Below are 14,002 nucleotides of genomic sequence, written 5' to 3'. Positions count from 1 at the left end.
AGTGATTACTTCCATACTGGACAGTGGATGAGTTTACAAAAGGGCCACCTGCGGTGGCCCCACTGGGGGATTAAAAACTTCTTGACCAGTTCCCAAACGCTTTTATCCAGCCAGCACCGCCAGCTATCTGTTCAAGAACATCTTCAGTCAGACGTTGAGGCTGGCTTTTTTTTGCGCCACTGACATCAATGACGGTTTTAGTTTCAATGATTTCTTTTTGTAAACGAGACATAGGTTATTCCTCCATTGATTCTGAATGCCAGGAAACCACCTCCTGACATGTCCATTAAGGAAAGTATTTTCACATTCGTCTTTGTTTTAAAATTATCAAAATAAATTAACCATATAAATTTAATATTATGGATGAATGTAATTTTGCATCCTTTAACTTTCCTTTAAATATGAATATCATTTAATTAAACCTATCGTCAAGAAATAACTTTTAATTTTTTATTGGATTAATGGTTATAGGTAAATAACATCATAAAATGATAGAGTTAATTAAATACATTAGAGTTTCTCTGTACTGTTGCATGGAAATACAAATTAAATATCTATATGAGAGTTAAATTTTATCCGCTATGTAATTAATATTTATTTTGAATTTGTTTTATATTAATTATAGTTATTCCGGTTCCAGCCAGGTTGTCTGGAAATCAAACCAACCTAAATTATTCAAGTGTGCGCCTTGGGCTTGTTCCGGGGCTTTTAAGCGCATCCAATGGTGGAATAAAGGTTGTAACCACCCACTGCCGATAACCTCTCTGATCAATTGTTCGCTACCGAGGGATTGATTGCGCCAATTGTGTAGCGAGGTTTGCAACTGAGCGCCATCACCGCCAGTCATACATTGACGCAGCAGTGGGGAGCCCAATAACCATGCGCCAACATTCCATTCTTCGGGAACCGCAAAGTTCACTGTGCCTAGCCATAAATCGACATGGGCCTCGCCCTTGGCCCAAGTGATGTAATCCAGCTCTATTACCGCCAATTTAATCCCCTGAGCTGCTAGAATATGAGTCATTTCAGTTACCAGCATCGCGTATTCTGGGTGCTGAGCATGATAAGCCAGAGTTAGCACCGGCATATCCTCTGATTCTATCGCGCGGCCAATGGGGAAAGGAGAGCACTCTTCCCCTGAGTCTATGCCGTGAAACCAGGTGGGTAAAACACTGGTGGCGGGTACCCAGAAGGGGCGAATAGGGGCAATTAGGCGTTGGATGAGATGATAAGGATTGAGTGTTTTTCGCAACCAGCGGCGCTGTTTAATGCTGTGCCAGTGCGGTGAGCGGCTGTCACACAGCAAAAAATACCCGCCGCGTTCCAGAAACATCTCTTGCGTTGAGTCTGAGGGTTTACCGGTCAGGCTGGCGGCAGAGCCAGACACATAATCAATATCACTGATACTGGAGCTCAGCCAGGTGGCACTTTGGATATTTGCCATGCTCAATTGCTCTGATAACACGGTGGGCGTGCCAGAGGGCGGGCGGGCTAAATCCGGGAAGATAAGCACTTCAACTTCATCCAGCAGGCCACGAAAACCAAAATAGTGGTCAAAGGATTTCATCTGTAAGTGCCAGTCATCATTTTCAGCCACTCGGTAAGGCCCGGTTCCCACCGGGTGAGACGCAAAATCCGGCTGCGTAGCATGATTCTCTGGCAAAATCAGGGCGCTGTGATGGGCCAGTAGCTGGGGTAGGCGGGAGTCCGGCTGATTAAGTTCAATCACCACACTGAGTGGCCCGTGCTGACTGACTTTTTGAATATGCGAAAACAGTGGCAAAGTTGCACTGCGGGTTAATGAGCTGACCACATCACGGCTGGAAAGCTCTCGACCATCATGGAATTGCACCGCAGGGCGTAAATAAAAACGCCAGTGTAATGGATCGAGCATCCGCCATTTGTGGGCTAAATCGGTTGTGACCTCGCCGTCTTCCTCTTTTATCCGTGTCAGTCCGTTAAAAATTTGCCGGACTAAGTGCAATTCAGAACGGCGTAAGGGGGTGCCGGGGTAAAGATTTGACATAGTGCGGTAGTAGGGGATGCGCAGGGCTTGATAGTCATCACGTATCCGATACCCTAACTTGGCCCGCAGCAGGGGGGTAATTAGCTGTTTATCCTCCCCTAATAAGGCAATCGCCTCATTAAAATCACCGGAATCCAATAACTGTTCCGCTTTTTCCATTAAAAGTTGATGAGTATTCCGCAATAGCTGCAAATGTGACCGGCGGCCACGACCCGCTTCTGCTTGCCATATCAGCCAGCCGGCTTGTTGCATCTGAACCAATAATGTCCGCATATGGCGCTTGGTACAGCTGAGTTTATCCGCGAGTTCTTGCAGTGTAATCTCAACCGGTTGTACCCCAACCTGATGAAGTAATCGCAAATATTGTTGTTCAAGGCGGCGGCTGGTCATAAAAGAGGAACCTAATTGAGTCAAACTCAGCAGTTTTATATATCATCTTTTTAGCCGATAATTTTCACTACAGCAAGCGTTTGTGCTTTAGCACTTTTCGTCAGGAAAAGGCCGCAGGCAAAGCGCCATGATTATTTGAGGTAAGAAAATGACCCGCTACTTAAATAAAGACACCCAAGTGTGTATTTCTCTGGCCGCCAGACCCAGTAACTTTGGCACCCGTTTTCATAACTTTTTATACGATGCTCTAGACCTCGACTATCTATATAAGGCCTTTAGCACCACTGACTTGGCCGCGGCGATTGGCGGTGTGCGGGCATTAGGATTCCGAGGTTGCGCCATTTCGATGCCGTTTAAAGAGGCGGTTATCCCGATGGTTGATGAGCTGGATGCATCGGCGGCAGCGATTAATTCAGTAAATACCTTGGTGAATACGAAGGGTTATCTGAAAGCCTATAACACCGACTATATTGCCATCGCGAAATTGCTACAGCGCTATCAGGTGCCGGCAGAAACCGTTTTTGCACTGCGTGGCAGTGGTGGGATGGCGAAGGCGGTGGCTTTTGCGCTAAAAAATGCGGGTTTTAAGCAAGGGTTTATTATTGCGACTAATGAAAAAACCGGTCAGAAACTCGCCGAGCAATCTGGTTATATTTATCAGCCCGATATGCAGGGCGTACCGGCCACTATGTTGATCAATGCCACGCCTGTGGGGATGCTGGGGGGGAAAGATGCTGATAGCATGGCGTTTACTGAAGCTGAGGTGGAGCAGGCTAAGGTGATTTTTGATGTGGTGGCCATGCCCGCTATTACCCCACTAATCAGTTATGCTAAAGCACAAGAAAAAACCCTTATTACTGGTGCTGAAGTCTTTGCTATTCAGGCAGTTGAGCAATTTGTGCTGTATACTGGCATTCGCCCGGATCAAGCTTTGTTTGAAAAAGCAGCGGCTTATGCCCGCGCTCAATGATTGAGGTTGAAATCAATAGAAATTGTCGCTCATACTACCCATTCTCCATTTTTATCACTTTCAAGGAAATGCGTTATGGCCGAAGAAACGATTTTCAGCAAAATTATTCGCCGTGAAATCCCTGCTGATGTGGTTTACCAGGATGAACTGGTAACCGCGTTTCGTGATATCGCCCCACAGGCTCCCACCCATATCTTAATCATTCCTAATATTCTTATCCCAACTGTGAATGATGTCACAGCAGAACACGAAGCAACTCTGGGTCGAATGATCACTGTGGCTGCTAAACTTGCAGAGCAGGAAGGTATTGCTGAAGATGGATATCGTCTGATTATCAACTGCAATCGCCATGCAGGGCAGGTGGTTTACCATATCCACATGCATTTGGTGGGCGGTCGTGATTTGGGTTCGTTGCTGTCACATAAGTAATTGAGGTAAGCCTATGCGCCCTGTAAAGGCGTTTTTATTACCGCAGACGCATTTATTACCGCTAATTGTGTTCGCGTGTATAGCGACATTGCTGGGGTGCAGCAGCCCGAAAGGGATTGCGGTGAATAAGCAGCAAACGGTGGTAATGGATTCGTCAGTGTTAACGGCGGGTATTTTGGCTTCTCAACCGGCAATTTCAACATCCGATGGCGATAATGTGACGCGCTCGGTGATTACCAATAGCCAGAATAAACCGATAAAAATAAACTACCGCTTTTATTGGTATGATGCGCAGGGTTTAGACGTGCCGCCACTGGAAGCGCCACGGTCTATTATTATCGCGCCAGACAGTGATGTTGAAATTCAATCAGTTAATAATAATTTTAATGCACGCAGTGCGCGTGTTTATCTATTCTTATAGCCACACTTTGGAGTGGGACAATGAAAAGGTATTTATCTGTGGCTCTGGCGGCACTGGTGCTGACGGGGTGTATAACTCAGCCACCGGTTGAGCCAACTACGCCACCAGTGACCATCGAACCCGTTACGCCCCCTGTGACTGAAACGCCTCCGCCAGTTGACACCGTGCCGCCACCGCCCAAAATGCAGCAGCCGACTGATTGGGCCGCCAGCGTAGAACCCTTAGTTGCGCAAATGGTGAACAGCAATGATGTAGCAACCGGCAGCATATTGCTCCTCGATAGCGTCAAAAATAACACCAATGGCGCGTTGCAAACGGCGAAAGCGACCTCGGCCTTACATCAAGTGCTGTCATCAAATAAAAAGTTTGTATTGATCTCGCCGCAGCAATTAGCTGTCGCTAAGCAAACTTTAGGGTTATCGGAAGAAGATAGTCTCGGCTCGCGCAGCAAAGCTATTGGCCTGGCTCGCTATGTCGGTGCTCAGTATGTGTTGTACAGCGATGTCAGTGGTGATGTGAAGTCACCGACCATTGAAATGCAACTGATGCAGGCGCAAACCGGCGAAATCATCTGGTCAGGTAATGGCCCAGTTCATCGCTGATCCTTCTCTGTATGCGCTCATCGACAGCATCAAACCGGCGGCGAACACCGCCGGCGGTGTTTTTAATCCAGCCGATTTTATTAAGGCAGATTGGTATATTAGCCCGGTGTCCGGTCTGACCGGTGAAAGTTGGCGCATTGTTTATCCATCAAACATTCATCCATCAAACATTCATTCGCTAAACACTGGGCCAAATATTGATTGGCTGGCGCGTGAGCAATCAGTCCAGAAAACTCAGTTAGGTGTGAACCGGCGGCGCGAGCGTAAGTTATTGCAGCATGTCGCGGGTTGCTATTTAGCACCGACGATTATTGCAGCAAATCAGCGCTGGTTAGTGGTCAATTGGCTTGAGGGTGACGTTGTCACTAACGAGCAATTCATTGAATTATCAGCTAATGGTCAGTTAGCACAGCTATTAACCCGTTTGCATCATTTACCTCCCAGTGGTTATCGTCTGGATCTCTGTGCTCAGCTTATCCGTTATGCCCGGCAGATTGATGCCAAACGCCTCTCGCCCAGTTGGTTGCGGCTGCATCAGGATTTTTTACACCGGCCACAGCCCCAACCTGTGAAATTGGCTCCTCTGCATATGGATATTCACCCAGGCAATCTATTAGCAACATCAACCGGTCTAAAACTAATTGATTGGGAATATGCTGCTGATGGCGATATCGCCCTTGATATTGCTGCCTTATTTTGCGGCAATGATTGGTCCGCGCCGCAGCAACAGGCTTTTTTACAGCACTATTGCAGCAATAAACTGGGCTACCATGATATCGACCGCCTATCTCGCCAGGTACGGCGCTGGTTGCCATGGGTTGATTACCTGATGTTGATGTGGTTTGAGGTGCGTTGGCAGCAGAGCGGGAACACTGAGTTTTTGCAATGGGCCGCACCGTTGCGCCAAAGGTTTAATTTATCATTTTGATTTTATTTCCAACGCTATAAAGTTGATGAGGTTGTCGTGGGTCCAGTAATGTTAGACGTTGCCAGCTATGAGCTGGATGCAGAAGAACGTGAGATTTTAAAGCACCCGCTGGTGGGCGGCTTGATTTTATTCAGCCGCAATTTTCATGATGCCGAGCAATTACGTGAGTTAGTCCGCCAGATAAGGGCAGCATCCCACGCGCGGTTGGTGGTGGCCGTTGATCAGGAAGGGGGCCGGGTACAGCGTTTTCGTGATGGTTTTACTCGTCTGCCCGCAGCCCAGTCTTTTGCTGAGCTGAATGATGCCGCCACGGCGGCGCAGTTGGCGCAAGAAGCGGGCTGGCTGATGGCCGCTGAAATGATATCAATGGATATTGATATTAGCTTTGCCCCGGTTCTGGACATTGGCCATGTCAGCGCCGCCATCGGTGAGCGCTCATTCCACAGTGACCCGCAGCAAGCGCAGAATATGGCCGAGTGCTTTATTCGTGGGATGCACAGCGCAGGTATGAAAACCACCGGTAAGCATTTCCCCGGACATGGGGCGGTGGCGGCTGATTCACATAAAGAAACACCGCGGGATAATCGACCACTGGCAGAAATCCGCACACATGATATGGTTATATTTCGCGAGCTGATCGCGCGGGGATTACTGGACGCCATCATGCCCGCTCACGTGATTTATACTGAAGCTGATGCGCGCCCTGCTAGTGGCTCGGCCTATTGGCTCCAAAATATATTGCGTCAAGAGTTAGGGTTTGAGGGCATCATTTTCTCTGATGACTTGTCGATGGAAGGGGCGGCTATCATGGGCAGCTACGCCGAGCGTGGGCAAGCTTCTCTGGATGCTGGCTGCGATATGATTTTGGTTTGTAATAACCGTCAGGGCGCAGTGAGTGTGTTAGATAACCTGTCTCCAGTCAAAGCAGACCAACTTATACGCTTGTATCATTCTGGACAGTTTGACCGTCAGGCGTTGATGGCATCATCGCGTTGGCGGCAGGCGAATAAGGCATTAACGGCACTCAGCGAACGTTGGGATGCACATAAGTCGCGAGGATAAAAATGATCATTTATCTACATGGTTTTGATTCCAACAGCCCTGGCAATCACGAGAAAGTCCTGCAATTACAATTCATTGACCCGGATGTGCGTTTTATCAGCTACAGCACTTTGCATCCTCGCCATGATATGCAGCATTTACTGAAAGAAGTGGATAAAGCTATTCAGCAGGGCGGAGATGCCAAATCATTGATTTGTGGCGTGGGGTTAGGGGGCTTTTGGGCTGAACGTATTGGTTTCTTGTGCGGGATCCGCCAGGTTGCATTTAATCCAAATCTTTATCCGCAAAACAATATGAACGGCAAAATTGATCGCCCGGAAGAGTATGTGGATATTGCTGGTAAGTGTGTCAGTGATTTCCGTGAGAAAAACCGTGACCGGTGCCTGGTGGTGCTGTCGCGCAATGATGAAATGCTCGATAGCCAAGTGACCGCTGGCGATCTGCACCCTTATTATGAAATTGTCTGGGATGAGAAACAGAGCCACAAGTTTAAAGATCTTTCTCCTCATCTTCAGCGGGTCAAAGCATTTAAAACATTGGGTTAATGATAACCTCATTAACCGGTGTTTTGTTAAAGATTGGTTAATTGAAAAACTCATGATTCTGTGCAATTTGGCCTGAAAAAAGAGTGTCATCTGCTTTTTTCAGGCCATTTTTATGACTAAAAATCGCAAAATAGCGCTTTATCGCCCCTCCAATAGAAAATTTATAAATTGTGACTAAGCGCTAACTATTTGAATCTTATTCCAGAAAAAATCCCTATGCTGGCACTTTAATCAAAAAAAATTGATATATATCAATTTTGGTATGACCAAATAACCCTGCATGATATTCTGAGGTTAGTTTATTGAATTAGCATCAGTGAACCCTATGTTATCTAAGGATATTATTCATTTACCCTTAGCTAACAATTGGTTCACATTTAGGGGGGTCATTTTGACAACGCCGAAGAAAAAAATCGTTATTATTGGTGGTGGTGCTGGCGGTCTTGAGTTAGCGACCAGTCTGGGCCATAAACTGGGCCGCAGCAAAAAAGCCGAGATTGTGCTGGTTGATCGCAACCACAGCCATCTGTGGAAACCACTGCTGCATGAAGTCGCGACCGGTTCTCTGGATGATGGTGTTGATGCATTGAGCTACCTGGCTCATGCGCGTAACCATTACTTTAATTTCCAGTTGGGTTCGTTAACTGACATCAATCGTGAAACTAAAACCCTTAGTCTGGCGGAAATTTGCGATGAACACGGCGATGTGCTGGTGACCCAACGCGAATTAACCTATGACATTTTAGTGGTCGCGCTGGGCAGTACCTCGAATGATTTCGGTACACCGGGTGTGAAAGATAACTGTATTTTCCTTGATAACCCGCATCAGGCGCACCGTTTCCATAATGAAATGCTTAACTTGTTCCTGAAGTATTCAGCGCAACCGGGTGACAAAGGCAAAGTTAATATCGCGATTGTTGGCGGCGGGGCCACCGGTGTGGAACTGTCTGCTGAGCTGCATAATGCGGTCAAACAGTTGCATAGCTATGGTTTTGAGGGCTTGGACAATCAAGCGCTGAATGTCACATTGGTGGAGGCGGGTGAACGTATTTTGCCAGCATTGCCGCCACGTATTTCGGCTGCTGCGCATCAGGAACTGATTAAACTTGGCGTCCGGGTATTGACCAAAACTATGGTTACCAGCGCTGATGAAAAGGGCCTGAATACTAAAGACGGCGAGTTTATTAATGCAGATCTGATGGTCTGGGCGGCGGGTATCAAAGCACCTGACTTTATGAAAGATATCGCCGGGCTGGAAACCAACCGAATTAATCAGTTAGTGGTGGAGCCGACACTACAAACCACCCGTGATCCGAATATATTTGCTATTGGTGACTGTGCTTCTTGCCCACAACCTAGTGGTGGTTTTGTACCGCCGCGCGCGCAGTCGGCCCATCAAATGGCCAGCCGCTGCTACAGTAATATTCTGGCATTGCTTAATGAGCAACCTTTAAAACCATACATTTATAAAGACCATGGTTCACTGGTATCGCTGTCTAAATTTAGCACTGTCGGTAGCTTGATGGGTAACCTGATGCGCGGTTCTATGATGGTGGAAGGCCGTGTTGCCCGTATTGTTTACATCTCGCTGTATCGGATGCATCAAGTGGCATTGCATGGCTATACCAAGACGGGCTTGATGATGCTGGTGGGCGGGATTAACCGCGTGATACGCCCGCGTCTGAAGCTCCACTAATTCTCCTTCGTCCTTGACGTTGCAGCTGTGTTAGCGGCGCTAGTTACTCGGCCCGTCCATGGGCCTCGCCTCTGCGAGGCCGCTGCAAGCAGCGTTCAAATCGGTTCCTGACCGATTTGTCACCCGAATCATTTACTTATGTAAGCTCATCGGGATTTGCTCGCTTGCTGCCTTGCTGAAACGCCAATGACTTTGGCGAATACTCCCCCCACTAAAAACCGCTGCCCGTTAATACGGGTGGCGGTTTTTTTTGGCGCTAATCTAGCGCACGTTTTGCTCAAGCCATTCGCACGTAATGCTAAATTTACAGTATAAAATTCTGTAGCAATCAATCTCGCTAGTCGGATTCCTCCTAAACACATCCATTCACACCTATTATCTGAATGTTTCGTCCATTTATCTTATTGCTCGTTCGCCGGACATTGTGCAGACTTCTCGATGTTTACAGATCAATGTTTACAGATCAATGTTTACAGACGGCGAGTCACGCACGCCGTCGTCCGCAAATAAGGGGCAACCCTCATGGAGGATGCTGTCAGGTTTTCGCTGTTAATGTGGGCGTCTGGGGCAAAAGCTGCGTGGTAATACTTTTAATTCGTTATTGACCTTCAGGAGGATGTCCTGTGAACAAATCAATGTTAGCAGGTGTGGGTATCGGTATTGCGGCTGCTCTGGGAATTGCCGCTGTCGCGAGTATGAATGTCTTCTCCGGCGCACCGCAATATGCACAAGTTCTTGCTGCGACACCGATTAAAGAGACGATTAAAACGCCTCGTCAGGAATGCCGCAATGTGACAGTGACGCACCGTAAGCCGGTGCAGGACGAAAATCAAATTGCGGGTTCAGTCTTGGGTGCTGTTGCGGGTGGCGTTCTGGGCCATCAGGTAGGTGGCGGCCGGGGTAAAGATATTGCGACAGTTGCTGGCGCGCTGGCAGGCGGATATGCCGGTAACCGCGTCCAAAGTAATATGCAGGACAGTGATACTTACACCACCACCCAACAACGTTGCCAAACTGTTTACGATAAGTCACAGAAAATGTTGGGATATGACGTAACCTACAAAATTGGTAATCAGCAGGGAAAAATTCGCATGGATCGTGATCCAGGCACGCAGATTCCAATCGATAAAAATGGTCAACTGATACTGAACAAACAAGCATAATACAAAATCTGTTGTCCAAGACCTTGTATCAAAAACCCGCGGTATAGTGTTAATTCTGATCGCTTAACATGATTTTTAAGCGAGTGGCATTAACATTAGCGCGGGTTTCTCACATCTGAAACCCGCGCTAACATTTTGATATTAAGCCACTCGATGCTGAGAAAATGCCGCCAGCAGTTCACTGATAAACTTCAACCGCTGTGTCCGATCACTTAAATCCTGGATAAATTTCAGTTTGGTTGGCCCTTCCAGACGGTATATCTGTGGTTGGCGTTGCAGCAAACCAATCAAATAAACCGGGTCCACTTTGTTCTTCTCACCAAATTCGATAAAACCACCGCGCTCATTACCTTCAATGCGCTTGATACCCAACTTCTGGGCCTGTTGGCGCAATTCTGCAGTATGTAACAGATAGCGGGCGGCATCGGGCAGTTTACCAAAGCGGTCAATCAGCTCGACTTTCAACTCATCAAGTTCAGTTTCATTGCGAGCACTGGCGATTCGCTTATAAAACGAAAGCCGGATATTCACATCAGGAATAAAGTCTTCCGGCAGCAGCACCGGCATACGCATTTCAATTTCAGTCTGATTACTGGTCAAATCTTCCAGCGACGGCTCTCTGCCTTCTTTCAGCGCATCCACCGCGCTTTCCAGTAACTCCATATACAGAGAGAAACCGATGGTGGTCATTTGGCCACTTTGATCTTCGCCTAATAGCTCACCGGCCCCACGAATCTCAAGGTCATGAGTTGCCAGGGCAAAACCAGCACCGAGATCTTCCAGTGACGCAATAGCCTCCAGCCGTTTTTTGGCATCGGTAGTCATGGCTTTCGGATTCGGCGTGAGCAAGTAAGCATAGGCTTGATGGTGGGAACGCCCAACCCGGCCGCGCAATTGGTGCAACTGCGCCAGACCAAAATGATCGGCGCGTTCGATGATAATGGTATTGGCGCTCGGAATATCTATACCGGTTTCAATAATGGTGGTACAGACCAACACGTTAAAACGCTGATGATGGAAATCATTCATCACCCGCTCCAGATCCCGCTCACGCATCTGGCCGTGGCCGATGGCAATGCGCGCCTCTGGCACTAATTCCGCGAGCCGCTGGGTGGCTTTTTCGATATTTTCCACGTCGTTATACAGGTAATAAACCTGTCCGCCACGGAGAATTTCGCGCAGAATCGCCTCTCGCACCACCAAGCTATCATACTCACGGACAAAGGTTTTTACTGCCAGACGGCGCGCGGGCGGGGTGGCAATAATGGATAAATCGCGCATGCCGCTCATTGCCATATTCAGTGTGCGCGGAATTGGCGTGGCGGTGAGTGTCAAAATGTCGACATCGGCGCGCATCGCCTTGATTCGCTCTTTGTGGCGCACCCCAAAGCGGTGTTCTTCATCGACAATCAACAGCCCAAGATCTTGCCAGTGCAAGTCAGTTTGCAGCAATTTGTGGGTGCCGATAATAATATCGACTTTCCCTTCCGCCGCTTGTTCCAAAATCACTTGCTGCTCTTTGGCGCTGCGGAAGCGGGACATCATTTCAATCCGCACCGGCCAGGTAGCAAAACGGTCGCGGAAGTTGTCAAAATGCTGTTGCGCCAGCAGGGTGGTCGGCACCAATACCGCCACTTGCTTATTATTCGCCACCGCCAGGAAAGCCGCTCGCATAGCCACTTCGGTTTTACCGAAACCAACATCCCCACACACCAGGCGGTCCATGGCCAGTGGCCGGCACATATCACTGAGCACCGCATTGATGGCCTGTTCCTGATCCGGTGTGGTTTCGAACGGGAAGCTTTGGCAAAACAGCTGATATTGCTCTTTATCCAACTTGAACTTAAAGCCCGATTTAGCGGCGCGCTGCGCATAGATATCCAGCAGCTCGGCGGCCACATCACGCACTTTCTCGGCGGCTTTCTGCCGTGCGCGGCCCCAAGCCTCTCCACCCAATTTATGCAGCGGTGCATTATCATCTGCTCCGCCAGAATAGCGGCTGATCAGGTGTAATGAGGAGACCGGTACATAGAGTTTATCTTCACCGGCATAGGTCAATATCAGGTATTCAGCTTTAATGCCGCCCGCTTCTAAGGTGGTCAAGCCCAGATAGCGGCCAACACCGTGCTCCAGATGCACCACCGGCTGGCCGGGGCGCAACTCCGCCAAATTGCGGATCAAGGTATCGGTGTTGATGGTGCGGCGATTATCTTGACGGCGGCGGCTCACGCGCTCGCCCAGCAAGTCACTTTCGCAAATCAGCGCTAATTGTTTTTCGCTGTCGAGGAAGCCGCGTTCAGCGGCACCAATCATCAGATAATGGCCGGGTGCGCTGGCCTGAGGTAGCTCGGTTATCAACGTCGGGCTGATTTTTATCCGCGCCAGCAGGTCTTGCAGGGTTTCGCGTCGGCCCTCGCTTTCCACCGAGAACACGACGCTACCGCTGAATGACTCAATAAAGCGCCGCAGATTATCCAACGGTGCTTTTTGCTGCGCCTGTACCGCTAAATCGGGTAGCGCTTGATAATGTAAGTTGGTATTGGCAGTTTTTGCCGGTAATTCTGTCGTTTTAAACTGAACTCGTGGCCACTCTTTTAGCTCACTGAAGAGTGAATCAACCCGTAACCATAAGGTTTCTGGGGCCAGCAATGGGCGCATCGGGTCAATACGGCGGCTTTCATAGCGCTGGTTAACATCCAGCCAGAAACGCTCTGCCGAGCTTTCCAAATCACCGGTATTGATCAATAAGGTATTTTCAGGCAAGTAGCTAAAAAGTGTCGGTAAGGGCTGGCTGAAGAACAGCGGCTGCCAATATTCAATACCGGCAGGCCAAATACCTTTGCTCACTTGCTGGTAAATATGTTCTGCATCGCGGCGCACTTCAAACTGTTCCCGCCATTGGCTGCGGAATAATTCAATGGCGGCTTTATCTATCGGGAATTCATGGGCGGGCAGTAAATTTATTTGCTCGACTTCTGACAAAGTGCGCTGTGAATCCACATCAAATACACGCAAGCTATCAATATCATCATCAAAAAAATCAATGCGATAGGGTTCTTCACTGCCCATCGGATACAAGTCAAGCAAGGCCCCACGGGTAGCGAATTCACCGTGTTCCATGACTTGATCGACACTGCGATATCCCGCTTGTTCAAGCTGAGCACGCAACTTATCCCGTGATAGATGCTGGCCTTTTTTCATCACCAAAGCATGGCCATGCAGGAATGCGTGCGGGCAAACCCGTTGCATCAAAGTATTAATCGGGAGAATAATAACGCCGCGTTCCATGGTCGGAAGGTGATACAAACAAGAAAGGCGCGCCGAAATAATATCCTGATGAGGAGAAAAACTGTCGTAAGGCAGTGTTTCCCAGTCGGAGAGGGTGTTCACCGGACGAGGGGAAAACTGCTGAATCTCATCACGCAGCCGCAGCGCCGTTTGCATATCCGGGGTAATTAACATTACCGGGCCATCATGGCGCTCAATGATTTCTGCACACTCGACGGCGCAAGCGGAACCAGTCAACTGGCCTAACTGGCGGGTATCGCCACGGCGCGTCGGCAATGAATAACGATGTTGTTGGGACATAAGCAGTTAAACAGTCTCTTTATCAGGACGAATTATCTCGGCGGCTATCCTAGCACGTGAGAAGACATAGCCACAGATTGGCGCTCTGATTTGCAATAAAAGCCGGAGATATAGGCGGTTAATGGTTCCATAAAGCGGTAGTACCCTTTATTATCCTCGATCACTTTGCTTTAGCAACAGGA

At 48.5% G+C, this 14,002-nt stretch carries 12 protein-coding genes; 9 read left to right on the top strand and 3 right to left on the bottom strand.

Going from position 1 to position 14,002, the window contains the following annotated elements:
- Window positions 1-70: 70 nt before the first annotated feature.
- Window positions 71-232, bottom strand: a complete 162-nt coding sequence (gene xyeA, locus OVO64_RS00965; RefSeq protein ID WP_072088965.1) for a XyeA family cyclophane-containing RiPP triceptide — start codon at window positions 230-232, stop codon at window positions 71-73.
- Between the two features lie 393 nt (window positions 233-625).
- Window positions 626-2,416 carry an SgrR family transcriptional regulator gene (locus OVO64_RS00960; RefSeq protein WP_145509380.1) on the bottom strand — a complete coding sequence of 597 codons (1,791 nt, stop codon included), beginning with the start codon at window positions 2,414-2,416 and terminating at the stop codon, window positions 626-628.
- Window positions 2,417-2,564: 148 nt separating this feature from the next.
- Between OVO64_RS00960 and OVO64_RS00955 the strand changes: the two genes are divergently transcribed.
- The 9 genes from OVO64_RS00955 (at window position 2,565) to OVO64_RS00915 (ending at window position 10,232) form a co-directional block, all read left to right on the top strand.
- Window positions 2,565-3,386 carry a shikimate 5-dehydrogenase gene (locus tag OVO64_RS00955; protein ID WP_267248530.1) on the top strand — a complete coding sequence of 274 codons (822 nt, stop codon included), beginning with the start codon at window positions 2,565-2,567 and terminating at the stop codon, window positions 3,384-3,386.
- A gap of 75 nt (window positions 3,387-3,461) precedes the next feature.
- A complete protein-coding gene (hinT, locus tag OVO64_RS00950; protein ID WP_005273079.1) occupies window positions 3,462-3,815 on the top strand; it encodes a purine nucleoside phosphoramidase in 354 nt (117 codons plus the stop codon).
- 13 nt (window positions 3,816-3,828) lie between these two features.
- Complete coding sequence (locus OVO64_RS00945) at window positions 3,829-4,236, top strand: YcfL family protein (protein WP_038632292.1); 408 nt, start codon at window positions 3,829-3,831, stop codon at window positions 4,234-4,236.
- 20 nt (window positions 4,237-4,256) lie between these two features.
- Window positions 4,257-4,838, top strand: coding sequence for a penicillin-binding protein activator LpoB (lpoB, locus tag OVO64_RS00940; RefSeq protein ID WP_038632294.1), 582 nt, complete (start codon window positions 4,257-4,259; stop codon window positions 4,836-4,838).
- Complete coding sequence (gene thiK, locus OVO64_RS00935; RefSeq protein ID WP_038632296.1) at window positions 4,819-5,766, top strand: thiamine kinase; 948 nt, start codon at window positions 4,819-4,821, stop codon at window positions 5,764-5,766. Before lpoB ends, thiK begins: the two co-directional genes overlap by 20 nt.
- Window positions 5,767-5,802: 36 nt before the next feature.
- The gene (gene nagZ / locus OVO64_RS00930) at window positions 5,803-6,828 is read left to right on the top strand and encodes a beta-N-acetylhexosaminidase (protein ID WP_038632298.1); all 1,026 of its coding nucleotides are present in this window, start codon (window positions 5,803-5,805) and stop codon (window positions 6,826-6,828) included.
- A gap of 2 nt (window positions 6,829-6,830) precedes the next feature.
- The gene (gene ycfP / locus OVO64_RS00925) at window positions 6,831-7,373 is read left to right on the top strand and encodes an alpha/beta hydrolase YcfP (protein ID WP_038632300.1); all 543 of its coding nucleotides are present in this window, start codon (window positions 6,831-6,833) and stop codon (window positions 7,371-7,373) included.
- 391 nt (window positions 7,374-7,764) lie between these two features.
- Window positions 7,765-9,069, top strand: coding sequence for an NAD(P)/FAD-dependent oxidoreductase (locus tag OVO64_RS00920; RefSeq protein WP_038632302.1), 1,305 nt, complete (start codon window positions 7,765-7,767; stop codon window positions 9,067-9,069).
- A 623-nt stretch (window positions 9,070-9,692) separates the two neighbouring features.
- Window positions 9,693-10,232 (top strand): glycine zipper 2TM domain-containing protein, encoded by a 540-nt coding sequence (locus tag OVO64_RS00915; protein WP_038632304.1) that lies wholly within the window; start codon window positions 9,693-9,695, stop codon window positions 10,230-10,232.
- Between the two features lie 141 nt (window positions 10,233-10,373).
- Here the strand turns inward: OVO64_RS00915 and mfd are convergent, their stop codons facing one another.
- Window positions 10,374-13,820 (bottom strand): transcription-repair coupling factor, encoded by a 3,447-nt coding sequence (gene mfd / locus OVO64_RS00910; RefSeq protein WP_145509957.1) that lies wholly within the window; start codon window positions 13,818-13,820, stop codon window positions 10,374-10,376.
- Window positions 13,821-14,002 lie beyond the last annotated feature (182 nt).

It is taken from the genome of Yersinia sp. Marseille-Q5920 (assembly GCF_946902935.1).
Lineage (GTDB): Bacteria > Pseudomonadota > Gammaproteobacteria > Enterobacterales > Enterobacteriaceae > Yersinia > Yersinia rochesterensis.
This window is presented reverse-complemented; position numbering and strand designations above follow the sequence as displayed.

Bases quoted from the DNA above. Each gene is read 5' to 3' on its own strand.
- xyeA (WP_072088965.1), bottom strand. From the start codon at position 232: ATGTCTCGTTTACAAAAAGAAATCATTGAAACTAAAACCGTCATTGAT.
- OVO64_RS00960 (WP_145509380.1), bottom strand. From the start codon at position 2,416: ATGACCAGCCGCCGCCTTGAACAACAATATTTGCGATTACTTCATCAG.
- OVO64_RS00955 (WP_267248530.1), top strand. From the start codon at position 2,565: ATGACCCGCTACTTAAATAAAGACACCCAAGTGTGTATTTCTCTGGCC.
- hinT (WP_005273079.1), top strand. From the start codon at position 3,462: ATGGCCGAAGAAACGATTTTCAGCAAAATTATTCGCCGTGAAATCCCT.
- OVO64_RS00945 (WP_038632292.1), top strand. From the start codon at position 3,829: ATGCGCCCTGTAAAGGCGTTTTTATTACCGCAGACGCATTTATTACCG.
- lpoB (WP_038632294.1), top strand. From the start codon at position 4,257: ATGAAAAGGTATTTATCTGTGGCTCTGGCGGCACTGGTGCTGACGGGG.
- thiK (WP_038632296.1), top strand. From the start codon at position 4,819: ATGGCCCAGTTCATCGCTGATCCTTCTCTGTATGCGCTCATCGACAGC.
- ycfP (WP_038632300.1), top strand. From the start codon at position 6,831: ATGATCATTTATCTACATGGTTTTGATTCCAACAGCCCTGGCAATCAC.
- mfd (WP_145509957.1), bottom strand. From the start codon at position 13,820: ATGTCCCAACAACATCGTTATTCATTGCCGACGCGCCGTGGCGATACC.